Below are 25,263 nucleotides of genomic sequence, written 5' to 3'. Positions count from 1 at the left end.
ATTTTCGGCTTTCTGCCCCCTCGTGCAGGCCCTCCAGCCCTGCGCTAGTCCGACAACATCGCGCTCAGCCATCAATTTTCTTGTCCTCTTCCTTGGCCTCTTCCATGGCATCCGGTTCCAATTCCTCAGCAGAACGGTTGCAATAAATGAAATATCCCCACGCCGCCAGCAAGACACCGGTCCCGACCAGCAGAGCGGCAGCATAGATCATGTCCGCCGCTTCCTCATGCGCGGCACGGAAGGTCATCACCAGGCCCTCGATAGCCAGTGCCACGATCACCACCACGAAAAACCGTGACAGGAAGCGCCGCACCCGCGTCGGCGCGCTGATGTTGGCGTCGCGCACCACCTCTTCCTCCGTAATGGTCTCGGCAATCTGGAATGCCACCACCGCAGCCGCGAGGATGCCGATGGCCTCGATCAGCGCCTGGGCCTGCGGCAGTCCCAAGCCTTCGCTGACCGCCTCGTAACCCATGCTCGCCGCAATGGCGATCAGCGCCAGGGCACCCAGTGCAAACAACAGCGCGATCACCGCATGCACTACACCAAAGACCGCCGTGATCTGTTTCATTGATTCCTCCCGTCCGTTTTGTGATGAGCGATTGGACTGATGAGCCGCATAAAGGTTGTCGCCACGGATCATCGTTGTTTGTTGCTGCGGGGAATCAATATCGGCTGCGGCCGCGCGCTGCGGGCATCGGCAAGCAGGAAGCTGACCGGGACCTCCATCAGTCTTACAGCGTTTTCAGACGAAGCGGGATGCAAGGGCGGCATAGGCGAGCGCAACATCGATCCATCAGCACTGATCTTATCCCTAGCCAGTCCGTGCAGAATGTCACCGGCTGGCGCAACCGCAGAGGAGGCCATCATGCCGCAGACCGCATGGAGCAAGAAACGTGAACGCCAGTATGAACACATCAAGTCCGGTGCCGTCAAACGCGGCACCAGCACCCGGCGCGCCGAGGAGATCGCGGCCCGGACCGTCAACAAGGAACGGGCCCAGCACGGTGAATCCAAGACGGCCAGCAAGACGTCCACCCAAGATATGTCACCCTCTCGACGGGGCGGCCTGCGCTCTCATGCCGGATCTGGCGGCCGCACATTCAAGCAGTTGTATGCGGAAGCGGCAGCGCGCGGTATCAAGGGGCGTTCGTCGATGAACAAGGCTGCATTGGAAAAGGCGCTTTCCCGATAAATGGAAATGGCAACGCCACGCAAAAACTAAAAAACCGCCCGCATGCCCTGTTCAAAAACTAAGTAAACCGGCGTAAAGCGTAAACAATAAAAAAATATGCGCGAGCAGGCCGCCAAACGACAACGCCCCCGATCTGCATCGGGGGCGCTGCTTTGTTTCATGCCCTGACGTCCAGCCCGCAAGCGGGCCAGCAGGGCAGGGCGACCAAATTTACTTGGTCACCGCCAGCACGGTACGCTGTCCACCCTTGTAGGTGTACAGGGTCAGCGAACCATCCTTGACATCGCCCTTGGCATCGAAGGCGATCACGCCGGTCACGCCCTTGTGGCTGATCTTGGCCAGTTCGGGCAGGTACTTCTTGGGATCGGCGGAGCCGGCCTTGGCCATGGCGTCCGCCACGGTCATGGTGGCATCGTAGGCATAGGCCGCGTTGTAGACCACGTCGATGCCGAACTTCTTCTTGTAAGCTGCGCGGAAGTCATCCATGCCCTTCTTGCCGGAAGCGTCCACGCCACCGGCTTCGGCGCAGATCACCTGGTCTTCGCCCAGGCCATCACCGGCCAGGCCCGGCAGGGAGCCGGTACAGATGCCATCACCGCCCATGAACTTGGCGCCGATGCCCAGCTGCTTCATCTGGCGCAGCATCGGGCCGCCCACGGCGTCCATGCCGCCGAAGAAGATCACATCCGGCTTCTTGCCCTTGAGCGAGGTCAGGATGGCGTTGAAGTCGGTGGCCTTGTCATTGGTGAACTGGGTGCCGACGATGGTACCGCCGGCCGCCTTGGCGCCCTTGGCGAATTCCTCTGCCACGCCTTGACCATAGGCGGTACGGTCATCGATCACGGCGATCTGCTTGGTGCCCAGCTTCTGCACGGCATACTTGCCCAGTGCGGCGCCCAGCTGCGCATCGTTGGCGACCACGCGGAAAGTGGTCTTGAAGCCTTGCTGGGTGTACTTCGCATTGGTGGCCGAGGGGGATACTTGCTGGGTGCCGGCATCGCTGTAGATCTTGTACCTAGAACACTTAAGGAAAACAGAGAAAGAACGGCTTTTCGGCGAGTTTGAAAAGTGGTTTTGATGGACGTAAAAATGCCCGGATCAGCGCGCCAACGCTGCCGGGCTCACACAACCAATCTTTAGGGGAAATTGTGCTTACGACGAGTATAGACAAGGCTGCGGCCAATGCAAATCTTAAGGTGTCTCTTGGTTCCTATTTCCCCGGTACGGATACAAGGCGTTGGAAAACGCTGACAGTACGGAATTCCCCAAGGGCGTAGAAATGTTCCTGGACGAGGGCTACGAAACCCATAGTGATGGTCAGATATTCGACTACGCGTCAGAAGTTGAGGAGCCGACGAAACGCGGCGGAGGCGATCACGAGAAGGCGCGGATTGCTGCGGCTCGTCGCGCAAAGACAAAGGTGCGCAGGCTGGCGAAAATGCTGGAGGCTGATTGCCTGCTTACTCTGACTTACCGAGAATGCATGACCGACTATGCACGAGTCGAGGCCGACTTTAAGGCCTTCAGGGAACGTCTGCGCGGGCTGGGCGAATTTCACTATGTTGCCCCTTTGGAAGTGCAGCAGCGTGGCGCGTTGCACGTCCATATCGCCTGTCAGCAGTTCCCGGCATGGCTCAAGAACGAACACGGCATGCGCGTGAAAAGCTGGCACTTGATTCGCTCGATGTGGCGTCGAGTCGTAGGAAGGGACAATGGCAATGTTGATTTCACTAGACCGCGTGGCCGCAACTCCGCGCACCGCATCGCTAGCTATATCAGCAAGTACGTTTCCAAGAATTTGGAAGGGGCTCGTTTTAACAAGAAAAGCTATTGGGCTTCACGCGGCATCCCGAAGCCGAACCAATACAAAATCTACTTCAAGGCCGAGACTGATAGTTTCGATATTGTGGTACTCGTCGCGCAGGAATTCTCCATGCGTGGCTTCGACGACATCACGCAGTATCACGACCGTCTCAACTCCTTCTACTGGTTCGCGGCTGGCAAGAGCTAGAGTTCCGCTGTTGGGGAATTTTGAGAGTTTCGGACGGGAAATTGCGGTTAGGATTTTCGCACCAAGAAGAGATGTGGAGGGGAAAGGTGGACGGAGGTAAAACTTGGGACGACGCTGTTGAAAGGTGGCTTGCCGATAAAGCAGACAAGCGATCTTTGAAATCCGATCAGTCAAATATTCGATGGCTTGATAAGTTTCTTGTTGGGGTTCCTCTGCAGGATATTGATCGCCAGGTGATTGATTCGCTACGTGCCAAGAAGATCGCCAGCGGTGCCTCGAATGCCACAGTCAATCGCATGTTAGCGTTGCTGAGAGCGATTCTTCGGATGGCTGTGCTCGAATGGCAATGGATGCAGTCTGCTCCTCACGTACGTTTGCTACGTGAGCCCGTGCGGCGCATCCGTTTTTTGTCACAAAACAGGCTGTTCGTTTGCTTTCTGAGCTTCCTCCTCACTTAGCTGCTATGGCGGCATTTTCCCTTGCAACAGGTCTTCGGCGCGCCAACGTCACCGGTTTGCGTTGGGAGCAGATTGATATGCGGCGGCGCATAGCGTGGTTCGATGGTGTCGAGATGAAAAATGGAAATCCTCAAGCGATCCCGCTGAACGAAGATGCTATGCGTGTACTGTTAACCAGACGTGGCGCGCATCCTGTATTTGTTTTTACCTATAAGGGTAAGAAGATTGAACAGGCCAGTACGGCAGCTTGGTACAAAGCTTTAGAGCGTGCTGGAATTCAGGATTTCCGGTGGCACGATCTGCGCCACACTTGGGCCAGTTGGCACGTACAAATGGGTACTCCGCTCTTCGCCTTACAGGAGCTGGGCGGTTGGGAGTCAGTTGAGATGGTTCGGCGGTACGCACATTTTTCTGTAGCTAATCTTTCTTCGTTTGCCACTAACTTGCCCCCTCTGACGCTTTCTTAATATTGCTTAATTCTCTTCGAAAGGAGGCTGGGGGCATCGCTTGGCCTTGTGATAGGGCGTTATCGGTAGTCTGCTTCCTGGGATGGTTTGCTAGTTACTTTTCTCGGGAATTCACTCTCTCCAAAAGTTGAGTTAATATCGTATGACGAGAAAATATATAAAGTTCGGGGAAATAATGGGTGAGAAGAAGAAATCTAAAGTGGAGTTGCCGAAGGTCATTTTTCCTGTGGCAACCATAACTCAATTCAAAATCAGTGGCCTTCACGGCGAGAAAGACGCAACCGTCAATTTTTCGAACGGCGCAAAAATTGTGGTCGCAGATAACGGTAGTGGCAAGACTACCGTCTTAAATGCCCTTTACTGGCTTTTGGAAGCTAATTTCAACCGCTTAGCATGGCTGGAATTCACGAAGATTGAAATCACGTTTGCGGGAGGTGATTTACTTAGCTTTCAGAAGGACGAGCTGCCGGATCCGCTAGCATGGATTAAGGCCGATGATCCGTATATTCGGCGGCTGGGGGACGCTCTTGGTGCTTCGGGCATGCGAGAGTTTGCGGTGGTGATGGAACGTGCATCGGACGAAGATGACTTTCGCGAAATGCTTCCGGTCACATTGAGGCGAAAGATGAACATGTATTTCCCTCAACCAATTTCGAGCATCTTCCGACAGATCAGAGAGATCAAACTTCGCAGTACTGCCTTTACAAGTGGTAAGGACACCATGCGAAGAAAATGGGCGCGGCTTAAAAAGCTCTTCCCTTATTCGATCATTTACATGCCAACTTACCGCCGAGTTGAGGAGGATATTGCTGCTTTAGGGCTAGCGAGTCGCTCGCGTCCCAATTCGAATGATCGTCACATTTACTTTGGGATGAGTGATGTTCGCGAGATTTTTGACCGGGTGACAAACCAGATTCGTAATTCAACATCGGAGACGTTTAGAGCGGTTAGTTCCAATGTGATTGACCAGCTGTTCGAGGGCGGCAACTTCGCGGGGGAGCAGGCTGACTATTCGCGGTTAAAAGATCCTGAGGCTCTGAACCTCGTGTTGAAGCGGCTTGGAAAGGAGCTGTCCCCTGATCGCTTATCTCAGCTCAACAGATACATTCAAAAGCCCAAGGAGGTTGATAGCGACGCTAAGATGCTCCTTTACTTACTGGATAACTTTTTTTCCTTCTACGTTAGTCAAATCGAAAATGACAGGCGAATTAAGAACCTCATCGCTGTTGCAAATCGATACCTGGTTAACAAGGAGCTGCGTTACGACGAGGTAAGCATAAAAATCGACGTTTTTTCAACTCTCTCTGGTCGCGCAATCGATCTGGATCGACTTTCGTCGGGCGAAAAGCAGGTGGTCTCGATGCTCTCGCGTTTGTTCTTAGCGGAAGATGAGACGTTCGCAATTATCATTGATGAACCTGAACTTTCTCTCTCGACCGAATGGCAGAGGATGCTCTTGCCTGACTTGCTCCGTTCGGCGAAATGTCAGTTCCTTTTTGCCGCAACGCATTCGCCGTTTATTTTTGAGAACGAGCTGCAGAAGGTTACTTCGACCATTTTGATGAGGAAGGCATCATGATCGGGGGCATAACTGTTGAAAAGATGGTGCGGTCCCGCAGTTCTACGTCGCACGTTATTCTGAACCTATTGAAGTGCGTGCAGCGTCATGCCGGGAAAATGATCTTCGTATTCGAGGGAAAGGATATTAAGTACTACGCGCCTAGAATCCAGGTCATTTGTGGGTTTCAGGAGGCAATAATTGACGCCGGTGGGAAGAAAAATGTATTGGAGATATTGGAGTACATTCGCCTAAACCCAGACATGCAAGATCTTAGATATGCATGTTTTGTTGATCGAGATTTTGATGTTCATGATGAGCCGGAGGAGGCACTGTATGTCACCCCGACGTATTCAATTGAGAACCTTTATGCAGATCCAAAATGTCTGGCTGCCATAATTCAGTCGCATTTCGACTTTACTTCTTACCACTCCAATAAGGCATTGGCTAAGCTCATCTCTCGATATGAAAGCTGGCTGAAGAAGTTTTTGATCTCCGTTCGAGAATTGAATGCTTGGCTTTATGTCCAAAAGCAAAAGCCGGGCTATAAACTCAAATTAAATTCCGTGAAATTTAGTGACCTCATAAGTTTCTCCTGGGATAAGGGCAAGCTCATAATAAAAAAGAATTACAGCTTAAGCAGACTGCAGGCCCTGTTCCCGCATGCGGCAACCGTTACTCGCGAGGAAATCCGGCGCGTAGAGAGAACGGATTTTCAAGGTGATATTCTGCCTAAGGTTAGGGGCAAGTACCTTGTGGAGTTCCTATATGAAATCGTTCATAAGCTTATTCATGATGCCCGTAGTAAGGTTCCTTTGTTTTTTGACAAAACAAGGTCTGTGACACTAAATGTGTCCAAAGTTAATTTTTTGTCGGATGTTGGAGGGCATGCGGTTACTCCGCCATGTTTGACCGCATTTTTGCAGCGCAGGGTTTCTTGATCCGGCGTTTGAGCAATTCGTGATCCAGTTCGGTAGTCTTTTCGGATGCTGTTCCCGGACCGGCGCGCCGTGGTGATCTCGATAAAAGCAAAAAGCCCGCTTGTGCGGGCATTTTATTGGAACTTATGACGTCGTAATCGCCTTATGCGTCTCCGCACCTCAATGGGCCGAATTGCTTGATTACGAATCAGTTGCTCTACCAACTGAGCTGCATCAGCAAGAGTCCGCCATTGTAATGACCCAGTGAAACCTGCTCAACTCAAGAAGCCAATGCAAACGCCTCAGCTGGCGTCTTTATCCTTAAATAATTAAAACAATTTGCGATATCGCTGCGGCCGACCTTGGACAATATGCACGGCATACAAGCGCCTTCAAACGACAACGCCCCCGACAACCATCGGGGGCGCTGCATTTTTTAACCGACCCTGAAAACCAGCCCGCAAGCCAGCCCGCAGGGCAGGGCGACCGACCTTACTTGGTCACCGCCAGCACGGTACGCTGTCCACCCTTGTACGTGTACAGGGTCAGCGAACCATCCTTGACATCGCCTTTGGCATCAAAGGCGATCACGCCGGTCACGCCCTTGTGGCTGATCTTGGCCAGTTCGGGCAGGTACTTCTTGGGATCGGCGGAGCCAGCCTTGGCCATGGCGTCCGCCACGGTCATGGTGGCATCGTAGGCATAGGCTGCGTTGTAGACCACATCGATGCCGAACTTCTTCTTGTAGGCTGCGCGGAAGTCATCCATGCCCTTCTTGCCCGAGGCGTCCACGCCACCGGCTTCGGCGCAGATCACCTGGTCTTCGCCCAGGCCATCACCGGCCAGGCCCGGCAGGGAGCCGGTACAGATGCCGTCGCCGCCCATGAACTTGGCGCCGATGCCCAGCTGCTTCATCTGGCGCAGCATCGGGCCGCCCACGGCGTCCATGCCGCCGAAGAAGATCACGTCCGGCTTCTTGCCCTTGAGCGAGGTCAGGATGGCGTTGAAGTCGGTCGCCTTGTCATTGGTGAACTGGGTACCGACGATGGTGCCGCCGGCGGCCTTGGCGCCTTTGGCGAATTCTTCTGCCACGCCCTGACCATAGGCGGTACGGTCATCGATCACGGCGATCTGCTTGGTGCCCAGCTTCTGCACGGCATACTTGCCCAGTGCGGCGCCCAGCTGCGCATCGTTGGCGACCACGCGGAAGGTGGTCTTGAAGCCTTGCTGGGTATACTTCGGATTGGTGGCCGAGGGGGACACTTGCGGGATGCCGGCATCGCTGTAGATCTTGGAGGCCGGAATGGTGGTGCCGGAGTTCAGGTGGCCGATCACCGCGGCGACCTTCTGGTCGACCAGCTTGGTAGCGACCGCAGTGGCTTGCTTGGGATCGGAAGCATCGTCTTCACCCAGCAGTTCGAACTTGACCTTCTTGCCGCCAATGGTGAAACCCTTGGCGTTCAGTTCTTCGACGGCCATGCGCGCGCCGTTCTCGTTGTCCTTGCCCATGTGAGCATTGGGACCGGAGAGCGGGCCCACGTGGGCGATCTTGACGACTTCCTGGGCATGCGCGGCGCCTGCGAATGCCAGACCGATGGCGGCAGTTAATGGAATAATGGCGCTCTTGAATTTCATAACACTCCTCTGTAGATTGGATTGACCACTTTTAATGTTTTGTCTCACAACACAGTTATTCAGATCCTTGTTGCGGTGACCAGGCGTGCTACTTTGCTTTCGTCCCCGACTTTCTGAATAATGCGACGGTACAACATAAGAATCGGCCAAGCCAAGCAATTTTTGAATGGCCGGCCTGAACCATCATCCTCGACTCTGTCCCATGGCTGCCAAACTTCACACCCTCGACAAGGTGGATCGCAAACTGCTCAACATGCTGCAGAAGGACAACCAGATCTCCACGCGCGTTCTGGCTGAAAAACTGCACATCTCGCAACCGACCTGCCTGCGCCGCATCCGCGAACTGCGCGAGGCCGGCATCATCAGCGCCGAGGTGGCCATGGTCGATCCCTTCGCACTCGGCTACGGCATGCTGGCCTTCCTGGAGATCTCGCTGAACAACCAGTCCGACCAGCACATGCAGGACTTCGAGCAGCGCATGGCCAAGGAGGCCGAGGTGATGCAGTGCTACTTCGTCTCCGGCGAATACGATTACTTCCTGGCGGTCCATGTCATCGACATGGATGCCTACTACCAGTTCGTCAGACGTGTGATCTCGGGATCAGGCAATGTGCGCCACTTCCAGTCGCGCTTCCCGATGAAGCGGGCCAAGTTCACCACCCGCATCGCCTTCGATGAAAAGGCGGTCGAAGTACAGGTGCGCGTGCCCGGCTGAACGCTTGCCGCCTGCCCGCGCGGGATTGGCGGCCAAGCTCATCCATTGCGTTTTGTTAGATTTCGGTGCGTCCATCCCTCAGGATGTACCCGGATTTACTAACTTTTTCATTTTGCTGGCCTGCGATCCCGTTGTGCAGGAGTGTCCGCGCGGCAGGGCAGGCACGTACTTTGCATTGCAGTGCGGTTGTCAGTTGTGTTATTTTCGGGGGCATCCCGCAGTGTGCGATGAAGAGCTCCTCCCGCCACTGCGTCTTCGCTGAAGCAGTACCGTGGTCATCAGCAACAAGAGCGGACACAGATCAGCACCCAGCGCCGGGCCCGTGTGGCCGGCCCGCCAGCAGTACCCGCAATCCCTATCATCCACCGTCCGCGGCCCATGCCGCAGGGCGCAGCCTTGCCCGGTGCCGCAGGTTCTGCGAAGCCATCCAGCCACTCCTGCAGCACGCTGCAGAACACAGAAAGGAAATCCCGCACGATGCACGAAGTCGAGTTATTCATCCAGGACATGGCCATCATCATGCTCATTGCCGGCATTGTCACCGTCGTCTTCAACAAGCTGAAGCAGCCGGTGGTGCTGGGCTATATCGTGGCCGGCGTGATCATCGGCCCGCATACGCCGCCCTATGACCTGATCCAGGATGAGAAGACCGTGCACATTCTGTCGGAGCTCGGGGTGATCTTCCTGCTGTTCTCGCTGGGGCTGGAATTCAGCCTGAAGAAACTGGCCAAGGTCGGTGCCACCGCCTTCATCGCGGCCGCGGCCGAGATCCTCCTGATGATCTGGATCGGCTACGAGATCGGCCTCTACTTCGGCTGGAAGCGCATGGACGCCATCTTCCTGGGTGCGATGCTGGCCGTGTCCTCCACGACCATCATCGTCAAGGCCTTGAATGAACTGGGCATGAAGAACGAAAAGTTCGCCCAGATCATCTTCGGCATCCTGATCGTGGAAGACATCCTCGCCATCGGCATGATCGCGCTGCTCTCCGGTGTGGCCACCAGCGGCTCGGTGGATTCCACAGAAGTCTTTACGACGGTGGGCAAGCTGGTGCTGTTCATGACGGTCTCGCTGGTGGTCGGTATTCTCGCGGTGCCGCGCCTGCTCAGTTTCATCGCCCGCTTCAAGAGCAACGAGATGCTGCTGGTGGCTGTGCTGGGCGTGCTGTTCGGCTTCTGCCTGCTGGTGATGAAGCTGCAATACAGCGTGGCCCTGGGCGCCTTCCTGGTCGGCGCGGTCATGGCCGAATCGCGCCAGCTGCACCGCATCGAGCGCCTGGTGGAACCGATCCGCGACATGTTCTCGGCCATCTTCTTCGTGGCCATCGGCCTGCTGTTTGATCCCAACGTGCTGGTCAAGTACTGGATGCCGATCACCATCATCACGCTGGCCGTGGTCTTCGGCAAACTCATCAGCTGCAGCCTGGGCACCTTCGTGGCCGGGCAGGGCGGCCGCACGCCGATGCGCGTGGGCATGGGCCTGGCGCAGATCGGCGAGTTCTCCTTCATCATCGCCGCACTTGGCCAGAGTCTGAAGGTCACCAGCGATTTCCTCTATCCCATCGTGGTGGCGGTCTCGGCGGTGACGGCGCTGCTCACCCCTTACCTCATCAAGGCCGCCGACCCGCTCTCGGCCAAGGCGGTCACGCTGGTGCCGGCGCGCGTCTCGGGCCTGCTGGGCATGTACTCGCGCTGGCTGGAAAGCCTGCAGCCGACCGGTGACCGCGCCGAACTCACGCGCATCATCCGCCGCATCCTCATGCAGGTGATGGTGAACCTGGCGCTGGTGATTGCGGTGTTCCTGGCGGGGGCCTTCTTCGTCGATGGCCTCTCGCGTCAGCTCTCGGCGTGGACGCCCGATCCGGAGGTGCAGAAGGCCATCATCTGGGGTTGCGCGCTGGTGATTTCCTTGCCCTTCCTGATCGCCACTTACCGCAAGCTGCAGGCGCTGTCGATGCTGCTGGCAGAGGTCAGTGTCAAGCCCGAGTTCGCGGGAGCGTATACTTCGGGCGTGCGCAAGATCGTCTCGGAGATCTTGCCCATCATGTCCATCGTGGGCATCATGCTGCTGATCTTCGTGCTGAGTGCCAGTATCCTGCCGCCGCTGAACCTGCTGGCCTTCGTGCTGGCCGGGGCCGCCGGGCTGCTATGGTTGCTCTGGAGCAAGCTGGTCAAGCTGCATTCGCGCCTGCAGATCGCGCTCTTCGAGACCCTGGATGAACAGCCGGATGACGTGCATTGAGCATTGCCGATCCTGCAAGGTGAGAATTTTTTGCGTTGCCAAAAAGGGAACGCTCCCGGTTTTATTTACGTTGAACTGAACCATCATGACTCAAGACGAACTCAAGCAAGCCGTCGCCAAGGCCGCCATCGACTACGTGGTCGACGGCGAAATCATCGGCGTGGGCACCGGCTCCACGGCCAATTTCTTCATCGACGAACTGGGCAAGATCAAGCACCGCATCAAGGGCGCCGTGGCGTCCTCCGAAGCGACTGCCGAGCGCCTGCGTTCGCATGGCATCACCGTGTTCGATCTCAACGAGGTCGAGACCATGCCGGTCTATATCGACGGTGCCGATGAAATCAATGGCAGCGGTGCCATGATCAAGGGCGGCGGCGCTGCACTCACGCGCGAGAAGATCGTGGCGTCCGTGGCGCAGAAGTTCGTCTGCATCGCCGATGGTTCCAAGCTGGTGGATGTGCTGGGTACTTTCCCGCTGCCGGTGGAAGTGATCCCGATGTCGCACGCCGTGGTGGCCCGCAAGCTGGCCGCATTGGGCGGCGAACCGCGCCTGCGCCTGAACAAGAATGGCGACGGCAAGCCGCTGGTTACCGACAACGGCTGCTACATCATCGACGTGCTGGGCCTGGCCATCACCGATCCGGCCGACATCGAAGACAAGATCAACAACATCGTCGGCGTGGTCACCAATGGCCTCTTCGCGCGCCAAGGGGCCAATGTCTGCCTGCTGGGGACGGCCGAAGGCGTCAAGAAACTGGAGTTCTGAGAACCTCCATTTTCTTGGTCGCAAACAAAAATGCCCGTGTCGCAGGACACGGGCATTTTTTTCATCTCGATGATTTCAGGCGGATGCCTCACGGCCGGCTGGCCTTGGCCTCATCCCGAGCAATCACCACGGTCATGCGCGCCGGATCGATGTACTTGCGCACGGCCGCATTCAATTGCGCCAGCGTCAGGTCGGCCAGCTTCAGGTCCAGCTGCTGCTGCCACAGGAAGCTGCGGTTCAGGTTCATCAGCGCGCTCCAGCTGGTGGCGATGCCGCCATCACCGGCGCGCTGCTGGTTGCGTTGCTGCAGGATGCCGGACTTGGCGCGCAGCAGTTCCTCCTCGGTGAAGCCATCCTTGATGAGAAGGGCGATTTCTTCGCGCACGGCGGCATCGACCTTGTCCAGGTTCTGCGGGGCAGCGATTGCGCGCACGCTGAAGTAGCCTGCATCGCTGATGGCACCGACCTGCAAGCCGCTGTTGATGCCATAGGACAAACCATCCTTCTGGCGGATGCGATCCGCCAGGCGCGACTTCAGGCTGGAGCCGCCGAGCAGGTAATTGGCCACGGCCAGGGCCGGATAGTCGGGATCATCATCGCGCAGGCGGATGTTCTGGCGGGCCAGGTAGACACCGTTTTCCTTGTCCGGCGTATCGATGAGGATGCGCTTGGGCGGGATGTCGGCCCAGGTCTGCAGCACGCGCGCATAGGGGGCGGCACTGGTCCAGCCGCCGAAGGCTGCATCGATGGCCTTGCGTGCAGCCTCCGCATCGAAGTCTCCGACTACCGCGACTTCACCATGCGAGGCCCCGTAGAAGCGGCGATGGAAGGCCTGCACCTGTTCCAGCGTCACCGCCTGCACGGCAGCGATGCGTTGTTCCAGCGTCTGCGCAGCGCGCCAGTCGCCGTCCGGGTAATGGTTGAAGTGCAGTTGCAGCGCTTCGCCGGCACGCGCGTCCGGCTCCTTGCGCGTGGCTTCCAGCGCCGCCACGGTCTCATTCTTCAACTGCGCGAATTCAGCCGGATCCATGCGCGGATGGCGCAGCACTTCGCCTACCAGCGCAAACGCCGGGACCAGATTCTCGCGTGTGGTCTGGAAGCGATAGACGTTGCCGTTGATCTTCAGGCGCGTGAATTCGTCCGCCAGCTGGCGGCGATCCAGATCGCGCGTGCCGCGCATGAGCATGGCCGCCGTCAGCGAGGCGACCGCACGCTGGCCGAACAGGCTATCGGCATCGCCAAACTCCAGGTTCATGCTCACCGAGACCGTCTGCCCACGCGATTGCTTGGGCAGCAGTGCCAGCTTCAGTGCGGTGTGGGGCGGCTGGCCCGGCGCAATGCGGGTGGTACGCTGCTCGATGTTGCCCGGTGCCGGATCAAAGGCTTCGCCCGAGGCGATGGCCGGGCGCGGCTGGTATTGCGCCAGCAGCGATTCCACGCTCGGTGCGGGCGGGACCTCGGCACGCTGCGGATGATCTTCCGGCAGGTAGAGACCGACCGTACGGTTGTCGCGGCGGAAGTAGCGGCCAGCCGCCGCTGCGATGTCAGCGCTGGTCAGGCGCTGTTCCAGGTCGCGTTCGATGAAGACCAGGCGCCAGTCGCCGCGTGCAATCGCATTGGACATCGCCACTGCCATCTGCTGCGGATTGTTTTGCAGCGTCTCGAAGTTGTTGGCGCTCTCGCGGCGCAGGCGCGCCAGTTCCTCGGCGGTCGGCGGGGTGGTGCTGAAGGATTCGACGGCGCTGATCATGGCCTGCTTGACCGGTTCGATGTCAGCGCCTGCCTTGACCTGCGCCACGATCATCTGCAGCCCCGGCGCGTAGCCGCTCAGCGGCATCGCATAGACCTGCGTGGCCAGTCCCTTTTCCACCAGCAGCTTGTGCAGGCGGCCATTGGGCGTGTCGGTCAGGATGTCGCTGGCAAACGAGAGGGCGGTGGCATCCGGATGCAGCGCGGAGGGCATCTTGTAGCCCAGCGCCACCAGTTGCAGGTCGCCACGGCGGCGAATGGCGAACTGGCGTTCGCCGTCCTGAGTCGGCTCCACGGTCCAGAATTCAGGCAGCTTGCGCTTGGGCTTGGGCAGGCGGCCGAAGCTCTGGTTGACCCATTGCAGTACCTGTGTCGGATCGAACTTGCCGGCAATGAGCAGCACCGCATTGTCGGGCTGGTAGTAGGTGCGGTAGAAGGCTTGCAGGTTCTCGATGCGCACGTTCTCGATGTCGCTGCGCGCGCCGATGGTGTTGCGGCCATAGCTGTGCCAGTCGTAGGCCACGCTCTGCATGCGCTTCAACATCACGCGCGAGGGCGAGGTCTCGCCGGATTCAAACTCGTTGCGCACCACCGTCATCTCGCTGTCGAGATCCTTGCGTGCGATACGGGAATTGACCATGCGGTCGGCTTCCATGGCGATCGCCCATTGCAGGTTGTCCTTGCCGGCCTCGAAAGTCTCGTAGTAGTTGGTGCGGTCCAGCCAGGTGGTGCCGTTGAAGTTCATGCCGCGCTTGCTGAATTCTTGCGGGATCGCCGGGTTGTGCGGCGAGCCCTTGAACATCAGGTGTTCCAGCAGGTGCGCCATGCCGGTCTCGCCATAGTTCTCGTGGCGCGAGCCGACCAGGTAGGTGATGTTGACGGTGACCGTGGGCTTGGAATCGTCCGGCAGCAGGAGCAGCTTGAAGCCATTGGCAAAGCGGTATTCGCTGATGCCCTCGGCGCTGGGGCCTTGCGTGACGCCGGCTGGCAGCGTCGGTGCAGCGCTGGCCGTGGCCGCGTGGGCCCAGGGGGAAACAAAAGTAAAGCCGAGACTGACGGCAAGCACGGCAAGGCGCAGATGACGCAGGGACAAGATGAGCTCCAGCGGGAAGTCGGTAGGGAATCAGGGTTCGGAGTCGGCATTGTAGACGAGCCGGCTGCCGCGATGCGTCAGCCAAAACAAACGCCGCCGTGGCGAACCAGGGCGGCGTTGCGGCCTTGCTCAAGCGATCAGGGCAGCTTATTCGCTCGGCGGCACGTAACCGGCGGCGGCATCGGCACCTTCACCGAAGAAGTGCTTCTCCATCTGCGCGGCCAGATACTTGCGGGCACGGGCGTCGGCCAGCATCAGGCGGTTTTCGTTGACCAGCATGGTCTGGTGCTTGAGCCAGGCGGCCCAGGCTTCCTTGGAGACACTTTCATAAATGCGCTTGCCCAGCTCGCCCGGATAGGGCGGGAAGTCCAGGCCTTCTGCTTCCTTGTTCAGTTTGATGCAATGGACCATGCGTGCCATGTCGATTCCTTGGTTCGTTAAGTTGAAATGCCTGGGACGGGCGGGCCAGCGATGGGGGTCAGCGGTTGAGCCTGCTCACGTCCTGACGGAAAAATGATTAATACAAATTCTTGATCAATACCTGCGACTTGCGCTGCCAGTTGTAGATCTGCTGGCGATCTTGCGGCAGGTCGTTGACACCGGCCAGCACGAAGCCGCGCTTCAGGAACCAGTGCGAGGTACGGGTGGTGAGAACGAAGAGCTTGGTCAGCCCGGCTTCGCGGGCACGGGTTTCGATGTGCTTCAGGATACGGTCGCCGTCGCCCTGGCCTTGCACTTCCGGGTTGACGGTGAGGCAGGCCATCTCGCCCATGCGTTCCTTGGGGAAGGGATACAGCGCAGCACAGCCGAAGATGACGTTGTCGTGCTCGATCACGGAGAAGTAATGGATTTCCCGTTCGATCAGTTCGCGGCCGCGCTTGACCAGGGTGCCATCGGCTTCCAGCGGTTCGATCAGTTTCAGGATGCCGCCGACGTCCTCGATGGTGGCCTGGCGCAGGCTTTCCAGGTTCTCGTAGGTGACCATGGTGCCCACGCCATCGTGGGTGAACAGTTCCAGCAGCGCCGAGCCATCGGTGGAGAAGGGCACGATGTGGGCGCGCGAGACGCCGGCGTTGCAGGCCTTGACTACGCTGGCCAGATAGAAGGCCGCATCTGAAGGCAGGAAGCCGGCCGACAGCACGGCCTCGGCCTGGTGAGAAGACAGCTCGCGGATTTCAGCGCCGCCGGCATCCTTCATCAGCGGGGTTTCAGACAGGAAGATCAGTTTTTCGGCGCGCAGCGCGATGGCGGCGGACACGGCCACGTCTTCCATGGTCAGGTTGAAGGCTTCGCCGGTGGGCGAGAAACCCAGCGGCGAGAGCAGCACGATGCCGCCTGCGTTCATGATGGGCTGGATGACGTCGGCGGCGATCTTGCGCACCACGCCGGTCAGTTGCAGGTCCACGCCATCAATCACGCCCATCGGGCGGGCGGTGACGAAGTTGCCGGAGATCACACGGATGGCCGAATGCGCCATGGGTGTATTCGGCAAGCCCTGGCTGAAGGCAGCCTCGATGTCCAGGCGTAGTTCGCCTGCGGCTTCCTTGGCGCACTCGAGGGCAGCGCTGTCGGTCACGCGCAAGCCGTTCTGGAAGCGCGCCTCGACATTGCGCAGGGCCAGCTGTTCGGCCACCTGCGGGCGCGAGCCATGCACCACCACCACGCGGATGCCCAGCGCATGCAGCAGCGAGAGATCCTGGGCCAGCACCTGCAAGCCGCCGGCCGTGACCAGCTCACCCGGGAAGGCGACCACGAAGGTCTTGCCGCGGAAGGCGTGGACATAGGGCGCGACGGAACGCAGCCAGTTGACGAATTCGGTCTGTTTTTCCATGACGCGCATTATAACCAGCGTCGCGGCGGGCCGTAGGCCTGCGGGCCGCTTCGGGGCAGATTTCTTGTGCGGATGTTGCAAAGCGGAGCCAACCGGCCCGCAAGCCGCCCCCAAACCTGCACCATCGGCCGTCCAGCCGCACGCAGCCTGACCGGGCGGGCGGTGGCAGGTATAATGTCAGCCTCATGTCCGTTACCAAAGCACCCAACACTCCCCCCGGCGGCCAGGCGCAGCAGAACCCGCAACAAGATCGTCCGCGCGGCCCGCGCGAGCAGCGAGGTCCGCGTCGCACCGCCGCCGAGCCTGCCGTCCATGCCGCGCTGCCCGTGCGCAATCCGCTGCCGCCGGTCACTTTCCCCGAAGAGCTGCCGGTTTCCGGCCGCCGCCACGAGATCGCCGAGGCCCTGCGGGCCCATCAGGTCATCATCGTCAGCGGCGAGACCGGTTCCGGCAAGACCACCCAGTTGCCCAAGATCTGCCTGGAGCTGGGTCGTGGCGAGAAGGGCCTGATCGGTCACACCCAGCCGCGCCGTATCGCCGCCTCTTCCACCGCCAAGCGCATCGCCCAGGAACTCAATTCCCCGCCGGGCGAGTTGGTCGGCTACAAGGTCCGCTTCAACGACACGCTGTCCAAGGGCGCGTGGATCAAGCTGATGACCGACGGCATCCTGCTGGCCGAGACGCAGACCGATCCGCTGCTGCGCCAGTACGACACCATCATCATCGACGAGGCGCATGAACGCAGCCTCAACATCGATTTCCTGCTGGGCTACCTGAAGCAGTTGCTGCCCAAGCGCCCCGACCTGAAGATCATCATCACCTCGGCCACCATCGATGCCGACCGCTTCGCCCGCCATTTCGGCCGCGAGGTCAAGGGCGAGCTCGTGCCGGCCCCGGTGATCGAGGTCTCGGGCCGCCTGTACCCGGTGGAGATCCGCTATCGTCCCATCGACAATGCTGACCGCAGCGGCGTTTCCACCGAAGTCGCGCAGGCGCGTGCACGCGCCGAAGGCCGCGCCAGCCAGGCCCAGAAGGACCGCGAACAGCGCGACCTGATGGATGCCGTGGTCGATGCCGTGGACGAACTGGCGCGTATCGGTTCCGGTGATGTGCTGGTGTTCCTGCCGGGTGAGCGCGAGATTCGCGATGCTGCCGAAGCGCTGCGCAAGCATCATCCGCCGCATGTGGAGATCCTGCCGCTGTTTGCGCGCCTCTCCGCCCAGGAGCAGGAGCGCGTCTTCAAGACCAGCAATGCCCGCCGCATCGTGCTGGCGACCAATGTGGCCGAAACTTCACTGACCGTGCCGGGCATCCGCTATGTGGTCGATGCCGGTCTGGCCCGTGTGAAGCGTTACAGCTACCGCAACAAGGTCGAGCAGTTGCAGATCGAACCGGTGGCGCAATCGGCAGCGAACCAGCGTGCCGGCCGTTGCGGCCGGGTGGCGGCGGGTGTGTGCATCCGCCTGTATGACGAGCAGGATTTCCTGCAGCGCCCCAAGTTCACCGACCCCGAGATCCTGCGCTCTTCGCTGGCCTCGGTCATCCTGCGCATGAAGTCGCTGCATCTGACGGATGTGGAGAGCTTCCCCTTCATCGAACCGCCGCTGGGCCGCGCCATTGCCGACGGCTACCAGCTGCTGCAGGAACTGGGCGCGGTGGAAGAGCAGGGCGGCGTCAATCGCCTGACCGCGCTGGGCAAGCAGCTGGCCCGCCTGCCGCTGGATCCGCGCGTGGGGCGCATGATCCTGGCCGGCCGCGACAATGCCTGCCTGACCGAATTGCTCATCATCGCCGCAGCGGTCTCCGTGCAGGACCCGCGTGACCGGCCCATGGATGCGCAGCATGCGGCTGACAACGCGCACAAGAAATTCGCCGACGAGAAGTCGGAATTTGCCAGCTATCTCAAGATCTGGAAGTGGTTCGAAGAGGCCATCGCGCACAAGAAATCGAATCGCCAGTTGCAGGAACATTGCCGCGAGAATTTCCTCTCGCAACTGCGCCTGCGTGAATGGCGCGATGTCCATTCGCAGCTGCTGACCATCGTCAAGGAACAGGGCTGGCGTCTGAACGAAGCACCGGCCACTTACGATCAACTGCACCTGGCCTTGCTGACCGGCTTGCTGGGCAACGTCGGTTTCAAGAGCGAGGACGATGCGCAATACCTGGGCGCGCGCGGCATCAAGTTCAACATCTGGCCCGGTGCGCACCTGACCAAGAAGCCCGGCCGCTGGGTGATGGCGGCCGAGCTGGTCGACACTGCGCGCCTGTACGCGCGCTGCGTGGCCAACATCCAGCCCGAGTGGCTGGAAAAACTCGGCGGCCATCTGCTCAAGAAATCCTGGGGCGAGCCGCGCTGGGAAAAGCGTGCCGCCCAGGTCACCGCCTCCGAGCGCGCCACGCTCTATGGGCTGGTGGTGTACAGCCAGCGCCGCATCAACTACGGCAAGATCAACCCGACTGAAGCGCGTGAGATCTTCATCCGCGACGCGCTGGTCGGTGGCGACTTCGAGACGCGCGCGCCGTTCTTTGCGCATAACCAGAAGCTGGTGCGCGAGATCGAGAACCTGGAACACAAATCGCGCCGCCTCGATGTGCTGGTGGACGATGAACTGATCATCGGTTTCTACGACAAGCTGATCCCGCACGACATCTGCAATGGGGTCGATTTCGAGAAGTGGCACAAGGAGGCGACGGCCGCCGATCCCAAGCTGCTGTACCTGAACCGTGACGACCTGATGCGTCACGAGGCAGCGGGCGTAACCACCGAGCTCTTCCCCAAGACCATGAACGTGGCGGGCATCGCCATGGCCTTGAGTTATCACTTCGAGCCCGGTGCGGCGCGCGATGGCGTGACCCTCACCGTGCCGCTGTATGCGCTCAACCAGGTCTCGTCGGACCGCTGTGACTGGCTGGTGCCGGGCATGTTGAAGGAGAAGGTGCACCTGCTGCTCAAATCCCTGCCGCAGAAGCTGCGCCGCCATTGCGTGCCGCTGCCTGATTACGCCGCGCGTTTCTGCGAGCGCATGGAAGAGCGCAAGATCTTCGGCCGAGGCAACCTGATCGACGCCATCATTGCCGACATCCGCGAGCAGATCACGATTCTGGTCAAGCCCAGCGACTTCAAGCAGGAGACGCTGTCGGCGCACCATGCGATGAACTTCAAGATCGTCGACGAGCATGGACGCCAGCTGGAGATGGGCCGCAATCTCGCTGCCCTGCAGGCCGAATTCGGCGGGCAGGCGCGCCAGCAGTTCCAGAAGCTGGCCGAGCAGGTGGCCATTGCCCCGCGCGAGGATGAGGACAGCGCCGCACCCGCGCCCGCTGCCGCACCCGGCAAGCCCGGTCCGAGCGCAGCCCCGGCGGCTCCCGCTTCGGTGGGCGAGTACAGCAATCTCACCAGCTGGAGTTTCGGTGAATTGCCGGAGCTGCTGGAGATCACGCGTGGCAGCGGCAAGCAGGCGCAGACACTGATTGGATTCCCGGCGCTGGTGGATCGCAAGACGCATTGCGATCTGGAAGTTTTCGATGATCCGGCCGAGGCGGCGCGTTTCCATTACGCCGGCCTGCGTCGGCTGTTTGCCTTGCAGATGAAGGAGCAGCTGAAGTATCTGGAGAAGAACATTCCGGGCCTGCAGCAGATGGGCATGCAATTCATGGCGCTGGGTTCGCAGGAAGAGTTGCGTGAACAGATCCTCAACGCCGGTCTGGAACGGGCTTTCCTGCAGGACCCGCTGCCGCGCAACGCGGATGAATTCAATCGCCGCCGTGATGAGGGCAAGGCGCGGCTGGGTTTGCTGGTCAACGAGATCGCGCGCCTGTGCGGCCAGGTGCTGGCCGAGTATCACGCGCTGCCCAAGAAGCTGCAGGGCATCAAGGCCCATGCGGCTGCGGCGGCTGACATGCAGGCGCAGTTGGCACAACTGGTGGGCAAGCGTTTCGTGGCGGAAACGGATTACGGAAATCTCAGCCACTATCCGCGTTACCTCAAGGCCATCAACGTGCGGCTGGACAAGCTGCGCGCCGATCCGGCCCGCGATACGCGCCTGCTGGCGGAGTGGAATTCGGTGGCCTTGCCCTACCAGCGCGCCCTGAAGGACCGCGCCGGCCGCGTTGATCCCAAGATGACCGAGTTCCGCTGGATGCTGGAGGAACTGCGCGTGTCGCTTTATGCGCAGGAACTGAAGACGCCGATGCCGGTGTCGGTGAAGCGTTTGCAGAAGGTGTGGGAGAGCATGCAGCGGTGAGGATGAGCCAGACGGAGGCTTGCTCTTCGTCCTGCCGGATGTTGTGCGAAAGAAGAAAGTGCAGAATTGATGTGAGCCAAAAAGCCGCTGGTACCCGCAACACTCTCGCTGGCGAAGCAGTGTCAACACAGCGTCACACCAGAAACTTGCATCGGCCCTTCAGTCCATCACCGCTCCATCAACCCGCTCAGCAACGCATCCAACTCCGCATCCCAACCCGGCGACATGATCCGCCGCAGCCTCCGCACCCCATCCCGCTCCTGCATCAACGCGACATGCCAAGGCTGCGGACTGGTCCATCCAGCCTCCGCATTGCCCAGCCACGGTACCAGCGCGGCGCGCAGGCGTTCATCCTGACAGGGCTGACGCTCCCCGAGGCTGTCAATGAAAACGACACAAGCCACCATATCCCAGGGATGGCGCGCACAGAGCGATAGCGCCGCCGTCTGATGTCCATGCTCACGCAGCATGGTGGCGATATCCTCAAAGCGGACGTAAGCACCCTCCCGGCACAGCTGCACCGCCAGCTTGCGCACCGAGCCCGCCGCGTCCAGCAGAGCCCGCGAGGCCACGGCATCGCGTTCTTGCGGCAACACCCTGGCCCACAGGAACAAGGCCTGTCTCCGCACCCGTTCGCGCGCATCGTCCGCATGGTGGCGCAACAAATTCTCCACATCCGGCTGCCGCCACTGCACCAGCAGCGCCAGTGCGGCGCACAGCGGACGCGCGGCCAGTTGTCCATCCTGGATGGCCTGATGCACGTGGCCCTTCACATCCTCTCCCAACGCTGCCAGTTGCGCTGCCGCCGTCTGCCGGATGCGCGGCATCGGATCGAACAGCAGCGTCAGCAGCGCTTCCCGGGACAACGGCGCAGGCGCATGGTCGACCGCGAACTGGCGCACCTGTCCAAACGGCGAGCGCAGGCCCAACGGTGTATGCGCGCGACGCCTCTCGTCATCAAGCCGGGGCAGGGCGAGCAGCGCCCGGTGCGCCTGCATCAGATCGCGCGAGCCCAGGCCGAAGGCCACCAGTTCGTCCAGTCGCTGCGGCAGGTAATCCATTGCCAGCGCATACGCTGCGCGCCGCAGGGGCGCATCGCGTGACGCAAGCGCGGGCTTCAGCCAATCCGCAGTCTCATCCGCATCAAGCTCTTGCACGAATGCGGCGATCCACGCGCGGTCCGAGCGCTGCCCGCGTGCCGCGCCATGCAACGCGGCCAGGGCGGCGACGAAATCGGCCGCAGGATGCGTGCTGCGGTAATGCGCCAGTGCCTGCTGCGCTGCCTGTCGTACCGGAGCGCTCCAATCGTTGAGGCGAGCCGCCAGCAGCGGCAGGTAGCGCGTGTCATTCAACACCATCGCGCGTTCGATGCCGGCTTGGCGCAGATAGCCCGAATGCTGCGTGATGCACTCGCAGACCAGTTCCGGCTTCTCCATGGCGGCGACTCTGGGCAAGGCGCGGCGCAATGCAATGTCTCCGTGGCCCGGCAGGTGAACACGCGGACCCCAGTCGGCAGGCTCGCCACCGTCGGCGTTCGGCAGGTGGTCCCGGCTGCCTTCGCCGGTCGGGCCGGGAATGGGGCGGGTCCAGACCTTCAGCAAACGCGCAATCAGGAAGAACATATTGTTTCCTTTTGGAAATATCGCTTTATTGTCGCCGATATCCCACAAGATGGGAACCTTCGATTTGCAGCCTGCTCAAAAGTGCGCCTTGTGCCGTTCGCCGGAACGGTACGGCATGGACCCCAACAACCAGAAAGAGAGCGCCATGCAAGCCGAATCCTCCCCTGCCGTCACCCCCCTCGAAGAAGCCCTGCGCCGGGCCCACGAAGACCCGGAAGCGCGTCCGGCCTTCTATCGCATGCTGCTCGATACCACCGTGTTCGTGCGCGGCAACCTGCCGCCCGACGGCAACCGCGAGCAGGTCCAGATCATGCGCTGGCCCGGCGAAGACGGCGAGATGATGCTGCCCATGTTCAGTTCCATGGAGGAAATCGGGCAAGCCTTCGAGGAAGGCGCTTCCTGTCTGGGCATGACGGTGCGCGAGCTCTTCCGCATGTGTGGCGATGGCCGGACGATTTTCATCCTCTATCCTGACAGCCCCCTCCCCAAGTACTTCGTCCCCGGCGAAGTGGCCCATGTGCTGCAGCAAGACAACGGCGGCGTGCCGCCCTCGCGCGACATGGGCGGTGCCAATGTGCAGCTGGGTGTGCCGGACCAGCCGCCGCAGGCGATGCTGGACGCGCTGTCGGCGTTCTTTACCCGCCACGACAAGGTCAAGGCCGCCTATCTCGCCCTCATGCACAATCCTGGTCACGATCCACAGCCCACCTTGGTGATAGGCGTCGATCTTCCCGCCAGCCACATGGAACGCCTGATGCGCGAGATCACGCCCGTGATCGCCGAGCACGGACCGGCCAATGCACCGGTGGACATGTTGCGCGTGGAGGCCGGCAACAGCATCGCCGACTTCATGCTGACCGAGACCAAGCCCTTCTATGAACGCCGCCAACCCGAACGCGTGGGTTTCTTCAAGTCCCTGTTCGGCGGGGGACGATAACTGAGGCAAGCAGGCCTGCCGGGCAGCTGCGGCAGGCCCGGGCGTGCCAGGATGGCCCGCGATGGCCCAACTTGGGCCGGTTTTCGCGTAAAATGCCGGATTCTTTGAATACGTTGAATACCATGGCCATCAAGTCAGACAAGTGGATCCGCCGCATGGCGGAGCAGGAAGGAATGATCGAACCCTACGAGCCCGGGCAGGTGCGCCTGGCCGCTGACGGCAGCAAGATCGTTTCCTACGGCACCTCGTCCTATGGCTACGATATCCGCTGTGCCAACGAATTCAAGATCTTCACCAACATCAATTCCACCATCGTCGATCCCAAGAACTTCGACGAAAAATCCTTCGTGGATTTCAAGGGCGATGTCTGCATCATCCCCCCCAACTCCTTCGCCCTGGCGCGTACCGTCGAATACTTCCGCATCCCGCGCAGCGTCCTGACCATCTGCCTGGGCAAGTCCACCTACGCGCGCTGCGGCATCATCGTCAACGTCACCCCCTTCGAACCGGAATGGGAAGGCTACGTGACCCTGGAGTTCTCCAACACCACGCCGCTGCCCGCCAAGATCTATGCCGGTGAAGGCTGCGCCCAGGTGCTCTTCTTCGAAAGCGATGAAGTCTGCGAGACCTCCTACAAGGATCGCGGCGGCAAGTACCAGGGACAGCATGGCGTGACCTTGCCCAAGACCTGAAAACGATATAAACCATATCGGCAGTACAAAAAATGGCTTCCTGCGGGAAGCCATTTTTGTATCGATCAACGGATTGCCATATCTCGGCAATATGCCTGCCGACATCAGCGCCGCTTGCGTCCCGCACTCAGTTTCAGCGCCTCTTCACGCATCAGCCGTGCCGCGCTGCTGATGCTGCCGGTGCGGTAAGCCAGGTGCAGCGGTGCTTTCAGCTCGGCTGCGCCGGTCAATTTGAGGTACACCACCCCCTCCGCATTGACCCGCGTCATCGACGCCGGGATGACGGCCACCCCTACGCCCGCCGCCACCAGCGAGAGCGTGGAGAGATTCTTGCGCGCCTCCTGGATCACCTGTGGCGAGAAGCCTGCCGCATGGCAGGCCGCGATGATGGTGTCGTACAGTCCGGGGCCATTGGGCCGGCGCGTCATGATGAAGGACTCCTCGGCCAGCGCGTGCAGGGCGATGCTCTTGCGCTTGCCTTGCTCGGCCAGCGGATGGTCGATCGGCAACGCGGCCACCATGTCTTCCACCAGCATGGTCTCGATGGTCAGGCCGCCGGAATCCCCCACGGGAGAACGCACGAAGGCCAGGTCCAGGCGCTTGGCGCGCAGTGCTTCGATCAGTTCATTCGTATTGCTTTCTTCCACCGTCATCGCCACGTCCGGCGCATCGGCACGGAAGGCGCGAATGACCGAATGCACGAAGGGATGCAGCGAGGCCGATTCGGTGAAGCCCACGGCGATGCGTCCCATCTTGCCCTGAGCGATGCGGCGCACGCTGGCCACCGTCGTATCGAGTTGCGCCAGCAGGGCGCGGGCATCGTTGAACAGGGCGGTGCCGCTGTCGGTGAGCTCCATGCCGCGCGGCAGGCGGTTGAACAGCGTCACGCCCAGTTCGCGCTCCAGCAGGCGGATCTGTTGCGACAGCGGCGGCTGCTGGATGCCGATGCGCTCGGCCGCCTTGGTCAGGTGGCCCTCTTCAGCCACGGCAATGAAGTAGCGCAACAGGCGCAGGTCGATGGATGGTGACATATCGGTAAAATATGGATAAGGTGTCTGACATATATTAGACAAAAACCCTCCTCAAGCGTAGCCTTTCATGCATGCGGCAATCACGCCGCGCTTGCATG

At 60.2% G+C, this 25,263-nt stretch carries 19 protein-coding genes and 1 pseudogene; 12 read left to right on the top strand and 8 right to left on the bottom strand.

Features of this window, described 5'->3' with window-relative positions; translation table 11 throughout:
• Positions 1-64: 64 nt before the first annotated feature.
• Positions 65-571: a hypothetical protein gene (locus ACWFUC_RS23775; protein WP_134136831.1), complete on the bottom strand. Its 507-nt coding sequence runs from the start codon at positions 569-571 to the stop codon at positions 65-67.
• 297 nt (positions 572-868) lie between these two features.
• Here ACWFUC_RS23775 and ACWFUC_RS23770 point away from each other — a divergent pair, with 297 nt between their 5' ends.
• Positions 869-1,195: a plasmid stabilization protein gene (locus ACWFUC_RS23770; protein WP_134136882.1), complete on the top strand. Its 327-nt coding sequence runs from the start codon at positions 869-871 to the stop codon at positions 1,193-1,195.
• A 210-nt stretch (positions 1,196-1,405) separates the two neighbouring features.
• Here the strand turns inward: ACWFUC_RS23770 and ACWFUC_RS23765 are convergent.
• Positions 1,406-2,206: pseudogene (locus tag ACWFUC_RS23765) on the bottom strand (branched-chain amino acid ABC transporter substrate-binding protein); the annotation flags it as partial.
• Positions 2,207-2,432: 226 nt separating this feature from the next.
• Between ACWFUC_RS23765 and ACWFUC_RS23760 the strand changes: the two are divergent.
• From ACWFUC_RS23760 to ACWFUC_RS23740, 5 genes are all read left to right on the top strand, one after another.
• Entirely contained in the window at positions 2,433-3,206 is a 774-nt protein-coding gene (locus ACWFUC_RS23760) for a rolling circle replication-associated protein (RefSeq protein WP_489623533.1), read from the top strand.
• Positions 3,207-3,292: 86 nt separating this feature from the next.
• Positions 3,293-3,664: a hypothetical protein gene (locus ACWFUC_RS23755; protein ID WP_489623532.1), complete on the top strand. Its 372-nt coding sequence runs from the start codon at positions 3,293-3,295 to the stop codon at positions 3,662-3,664.
• Positions 3,665-3,669: 5 nt separating this feature from the next.
• Complete coding sequence (locus ACWFUC_RS23750) at positions 3,670-4,131, top strand: site-specific integrase (protein ID WP_489623531.1); 462 nt, start codon at positions 3,670-3,672, stop codon at positions 4,129-4,131.
• Positions 4,132-4,306: 175 nt separating this feature from the next.
• Positions 4,307-5,710 (top strand): AAA family ATPase, encoded by a 1,404-nt coding sequence (locus ACWFUC_RS23745; RefSeq protein ID WP_489623530.1) that lies wholly within the window; start codon positions 4,307-4,309, stop codon positions 5,708-5,710.
• Complete coding sequence (locus ACWFUC_RS23740) at positions 5,707-6,630, top strand: DUF4435 domain-containing protein (RefSeq protein WP_489623529.1); 924 nt, start codon at positions 5,707-5,709, stop codon at positions 6,628-6,630. Before ACWFUC_RS23745 ends, ACWFUC_RS23740 begins: the two co-directional genes overlap by 4 nt.
• Before the next feature lie 471 nt (positions 6,631-7,101).
• Here the strand turns inward: ACWFUC_RS23740 and ACWFUC_RS23735 are convergent, their stop codons facing one another.
• Entirely contained in the window at positions 7,102-8,244 is a 1,143-nt protein-coding gene (locus ACWFUC_RS23735; RefSeq protein ID WP_039784467.1) for a branched-chain amino acid ABC transporter substrate-binding protein, read from the bottom strand.
• Positions 8,245-8,446: 202 nt separating this feature from the next.
• Between ACWFUC_RS23735 and ACWFUC_RS23730 the strand changes: the two genes are divergently transcribed.
• The 3 genes from ACWFUC_RS23730 to rpiA all read left to right on the top strand — a co-directional run bounded on the left by ACWFUC_RS23730 (position 8,447) and on the right by rpiA (position 11,966).
• Positions 8,447-8,959 (top strand): Lrp/AsnC family transcriptional regulator, encoded by a 513-nt coding sequence (locus ACWFUC_RS23730; protein WP_008331218.1) that lies wholly within the window; start codon positions 8,447-8,449, stop codon positions 8,957-8,959.
• A gap of 477 nt (positions 8,960-9,436) precedes the next feature.
• On the top strand, positions 9,437-11,200 hold the full coding sequence (locus ACWFUC_RS23725) for a cation:proton antiporter (protein WP_489623528.1): 1,764 nt from the start codon (positions 9,437-9,439) through the stop codon (positions 11,198-11,200).
• An 85-nt stretch (positions 11,201-11,285) separates the two neighbouring features.
• Positions 11,286-11,966 carry a ribose-5-phosphate isomerase RpiA gene (rpiA, locus tag ACWFUC_RS23720; RefSeq protein ID WP_039784469.1) on the top strand — a complete coding sequence of 227 codons (681 nt, stop codon included), beginning with the start codon at positions 11,286-11,288 and terminating at the stop codon, positions 11,964-11,966.
• An 88-nt stretch (positions 11,967-12,054) separates the two neighbouring features.
• Here the strand turns inward: rpiA and ACWFUC_RS23715 are convergent, their stop codons facing one another.
• The 3 genes from ACWFUC_RS23715 to argA all read right to left on the bottom strand — a co-directional run bounded on the left by ACWFUC_RS23715 (position 12,055) and on the right by argA (position 16,639).
• Positions 12,055-14,808 (bottom strand): M16 family metallopeptidase, encoded by a 2,754-nt coding sequence (locus tag ACWFUC_RS23715; protein ID WP_489623527.1) that lies wholly within the window; start codon positions 14,806-14,808, stop codon positions 12,055-12,057.
• Between the two features lie 147 nt (positions 14,809-14,955).
• Positions 14,956-15,228, bottom strand: coding sequence for an oxidative damage protection protein (locus ACWFUC_RS23710; protein ID WP_008331210.1), 273 nt, complete (start codon positions 15,226-15,228; stop codon positions 14,956-14,958).
• Positions 15,229-15,325: 97 nt separating this feature from the next.
• Complete coding sequence (gene argA / locus ACWFUC_RS23705) at positions 15,326-16,639, bottom strand: amino-acid N-acetyltransferase (RefSeq protein ID WP_199725134.1); 1,314 nt, start codon at positions 16,637-16,639, stop codon at positions 15,326-15,328.
• A gap of 185 nt (positions 16,640-16,824) precedes the next feature.
• Between argA and hrpA the strand changes: the two genes are divergently transcribed.
• Positions 16,825-20,883, top strand: a complete 4,059-nt coding sequence (gene hrpA, locus ACWFUC_RS23700) for an ATP-dependent RNA helicase HrpA (RefSeq protein ID WP_489623526.1) — start codon at positions 16,825-16,827, stop codon at positions 20,881-20,883.
• A gap of 167 nt (positions 20,884-21,050) precedes the next feature.
• Here the strand turns inward: hrpA and ACWFUC_RS23695 are convergent, their stop codons facing one another.
• Positions 21,051-22,505, bottom strand: coding sequence for a hypothetical protein (locus ACWFUC_RS23695; RefSeq protein WP_489623525.1), 1,455 nt, complete (start codon positions 22,503-22,505; stop codon positions 21,051-21,053).
• A 115-nt stretch (positions 22,506-22,620) separates the two neighbouring features.
• Here ACWFUC_RS23695 and ACWFUC_RS23690 point away from each other — a divergent pair, with 115 nt between their 5' ends.
• Together ACWFUC_RS23690 and dcd are read left to right on the top strand one after the other, a co-directional pair.
• Positions 22,621-23,442 carry an enhanced serine sensitivity protein SseB C-terminal domain-containing protein gene (locus ACWFUC_RS23690; RefSeq protein WP_489623524.1) on the top strand — a complete coding sequence of 274 codons (822 nt, stop codon included), beginning with the start codon at positions 22,621-22,623 and terminating at the stop codon, positions 23,440-23,442.
• A 122-nt stretch (positions 23,443-23,564) separates the two neighbouring features.
• Positions 23,565-24,134 (top strand): dCTP deaminase, encoded by a 570-nt coding sequence (gene dcd / locus ACWFUC_RS23685; protein ID WP_039784915.1) that lies wholly within the window; start codon positions 23,565-23,567, stop codon positions 24,132-24,134.
• Positions 24,135-24,238: 104 nt separating this feature from the next.
• Here the strand turns inward: dcd and ACWFUC_RS23680 are convergent, their stop codons facing one another.
• A complete protein-coding gene (locus ACWFUC_RS23680) occupies positions 24,239-25,165 on the bottom strand; it encodes a LysR family transcriptional regulator (protein WP_134137515.1) in 927 nt (308 codons plus the stop codon).
• Between the last annotated feature and the right edge of the window lie 98 nt (positions 25,166-25,263).

The organism is Herbaspirillum sp. Her4, assembly GCF_057961335.1.
Note: the sequence above shows the minus strand (reverse complement) of the source record. Positions and strands in the feature narration are given on the sequence as shown.

Bases quoted from the DNA above. Each gene is read 5' to 3' on its own strand.
- ACWFUC_RS23775 (WP_134136831.1), bottom strand. From the start codon at position 571: ATGAAACAGATCACGGCGGTCTTTGGTGTAGTGCATGCGGTGATCGCG.
- ACWFUC_RS23770 (WP_134136882.1), top strand. From the start codon at position 869: ATGCCGCAGACCGCATGGAGCAAGAAACGTGAACGCCAGTATGAACAC.
- ACWFUC_RS23750 (WP_489623531.1), top strand. From the start codon at position 3,670: ATGGCGGCATTTTCCCTTGCAACAGGTCTTCGGCGCGCCAACGTCACC.
- ACWFUC_RS23745 (WP_489623530.1), top strand. From the start codon at position 4,307: ATGGGTGAGAAGAAGAAATCTAAAGTGGAGTTGCCGAAGGTCATTTTT.
- ACWFUC_RS23740 (WP_489623529.1), top strand. From the start codon at position 5,707: ATGATCGGGGGCATAACTGTTGAAAAGATGGTGCGGTCCCGCAGTTCT.
- ACWFUC_RS23735 (WP_039784467.1), bottom strand. From the start codon at position 8,244: ATGAAATTCAAGAGCGCCATTATTCCATTAACTGCCGCCATCGGTCTG.
- ACWFUC_RS23730 (WP_008331218.1), top strand. From the start codon at position 8,447: ATGGCTGCCAAACTTCACACCCTCGACAAGGTGGATCGCAAACTGCTC.
- ACWFUC_RS23725 (WP_489623528.1), top strand. From the start codon at position 9,437: ATGCACGAAGTCGAGTTATTCATCCAGGACATGGCCATCATCATGCTC.
- rpiA (WP_039784469.1), top strand. From the start codon at position 11,286: ATGACTCAAGACGAACTCAAGCAAGCCGTCGCCAAGGCCGCCATCGAC.
- ACWFUC_RS23710 (WP_008331210.1), bottom strand. From the start codon at position 15,228: ATGGCACGCATGGTCCATTGCATCAAACTGAACAAGGAAGCAGAAGGC.
- argA (WP_199725134.1), bottom strand. From the start codon at position 16,639: ATGGAAAAACAGACCGAATTCGTCAACTGGCTGCGTTCCGTCGCGCCC.
- hrpA (WP_489623526.1), top strand. From the start codon at position 16,825: ATGTCCGTTACCAAAGCACCCAACACTCCCCCCGGCGGCCAGGCGCAG.
- ACWFUC_RS23695 (WP_489623525.1), bottom strand. From the start codon at position 22,505: ATGTTCTTCCTGATTGCGCGTTTGCTGAAGGTCTGGACCCGCCCCATT.
- ACWFUC_RS23690 (WP_489623524.1), top strand. From the start codon at position 22,621: ATGGACCCCAACAACCAGAAAGAGAGCGCCATGCAAGCCGAATCCTCC.
- dcd (WP_039784915.1), top strand. From the start codon at position 23,565: ATGGCCATCAAGTCAGACAAGTGGATCCGCCGCATGGCGGAGCAGGAA.
- ACWFUC_RS23680 (WP_134137515.1), bottom strand. From the start codon at position 25,165: ATGTCACCATCCATCGACCTGCGCCTGTTGCGCTACTTCATTGCCGTG.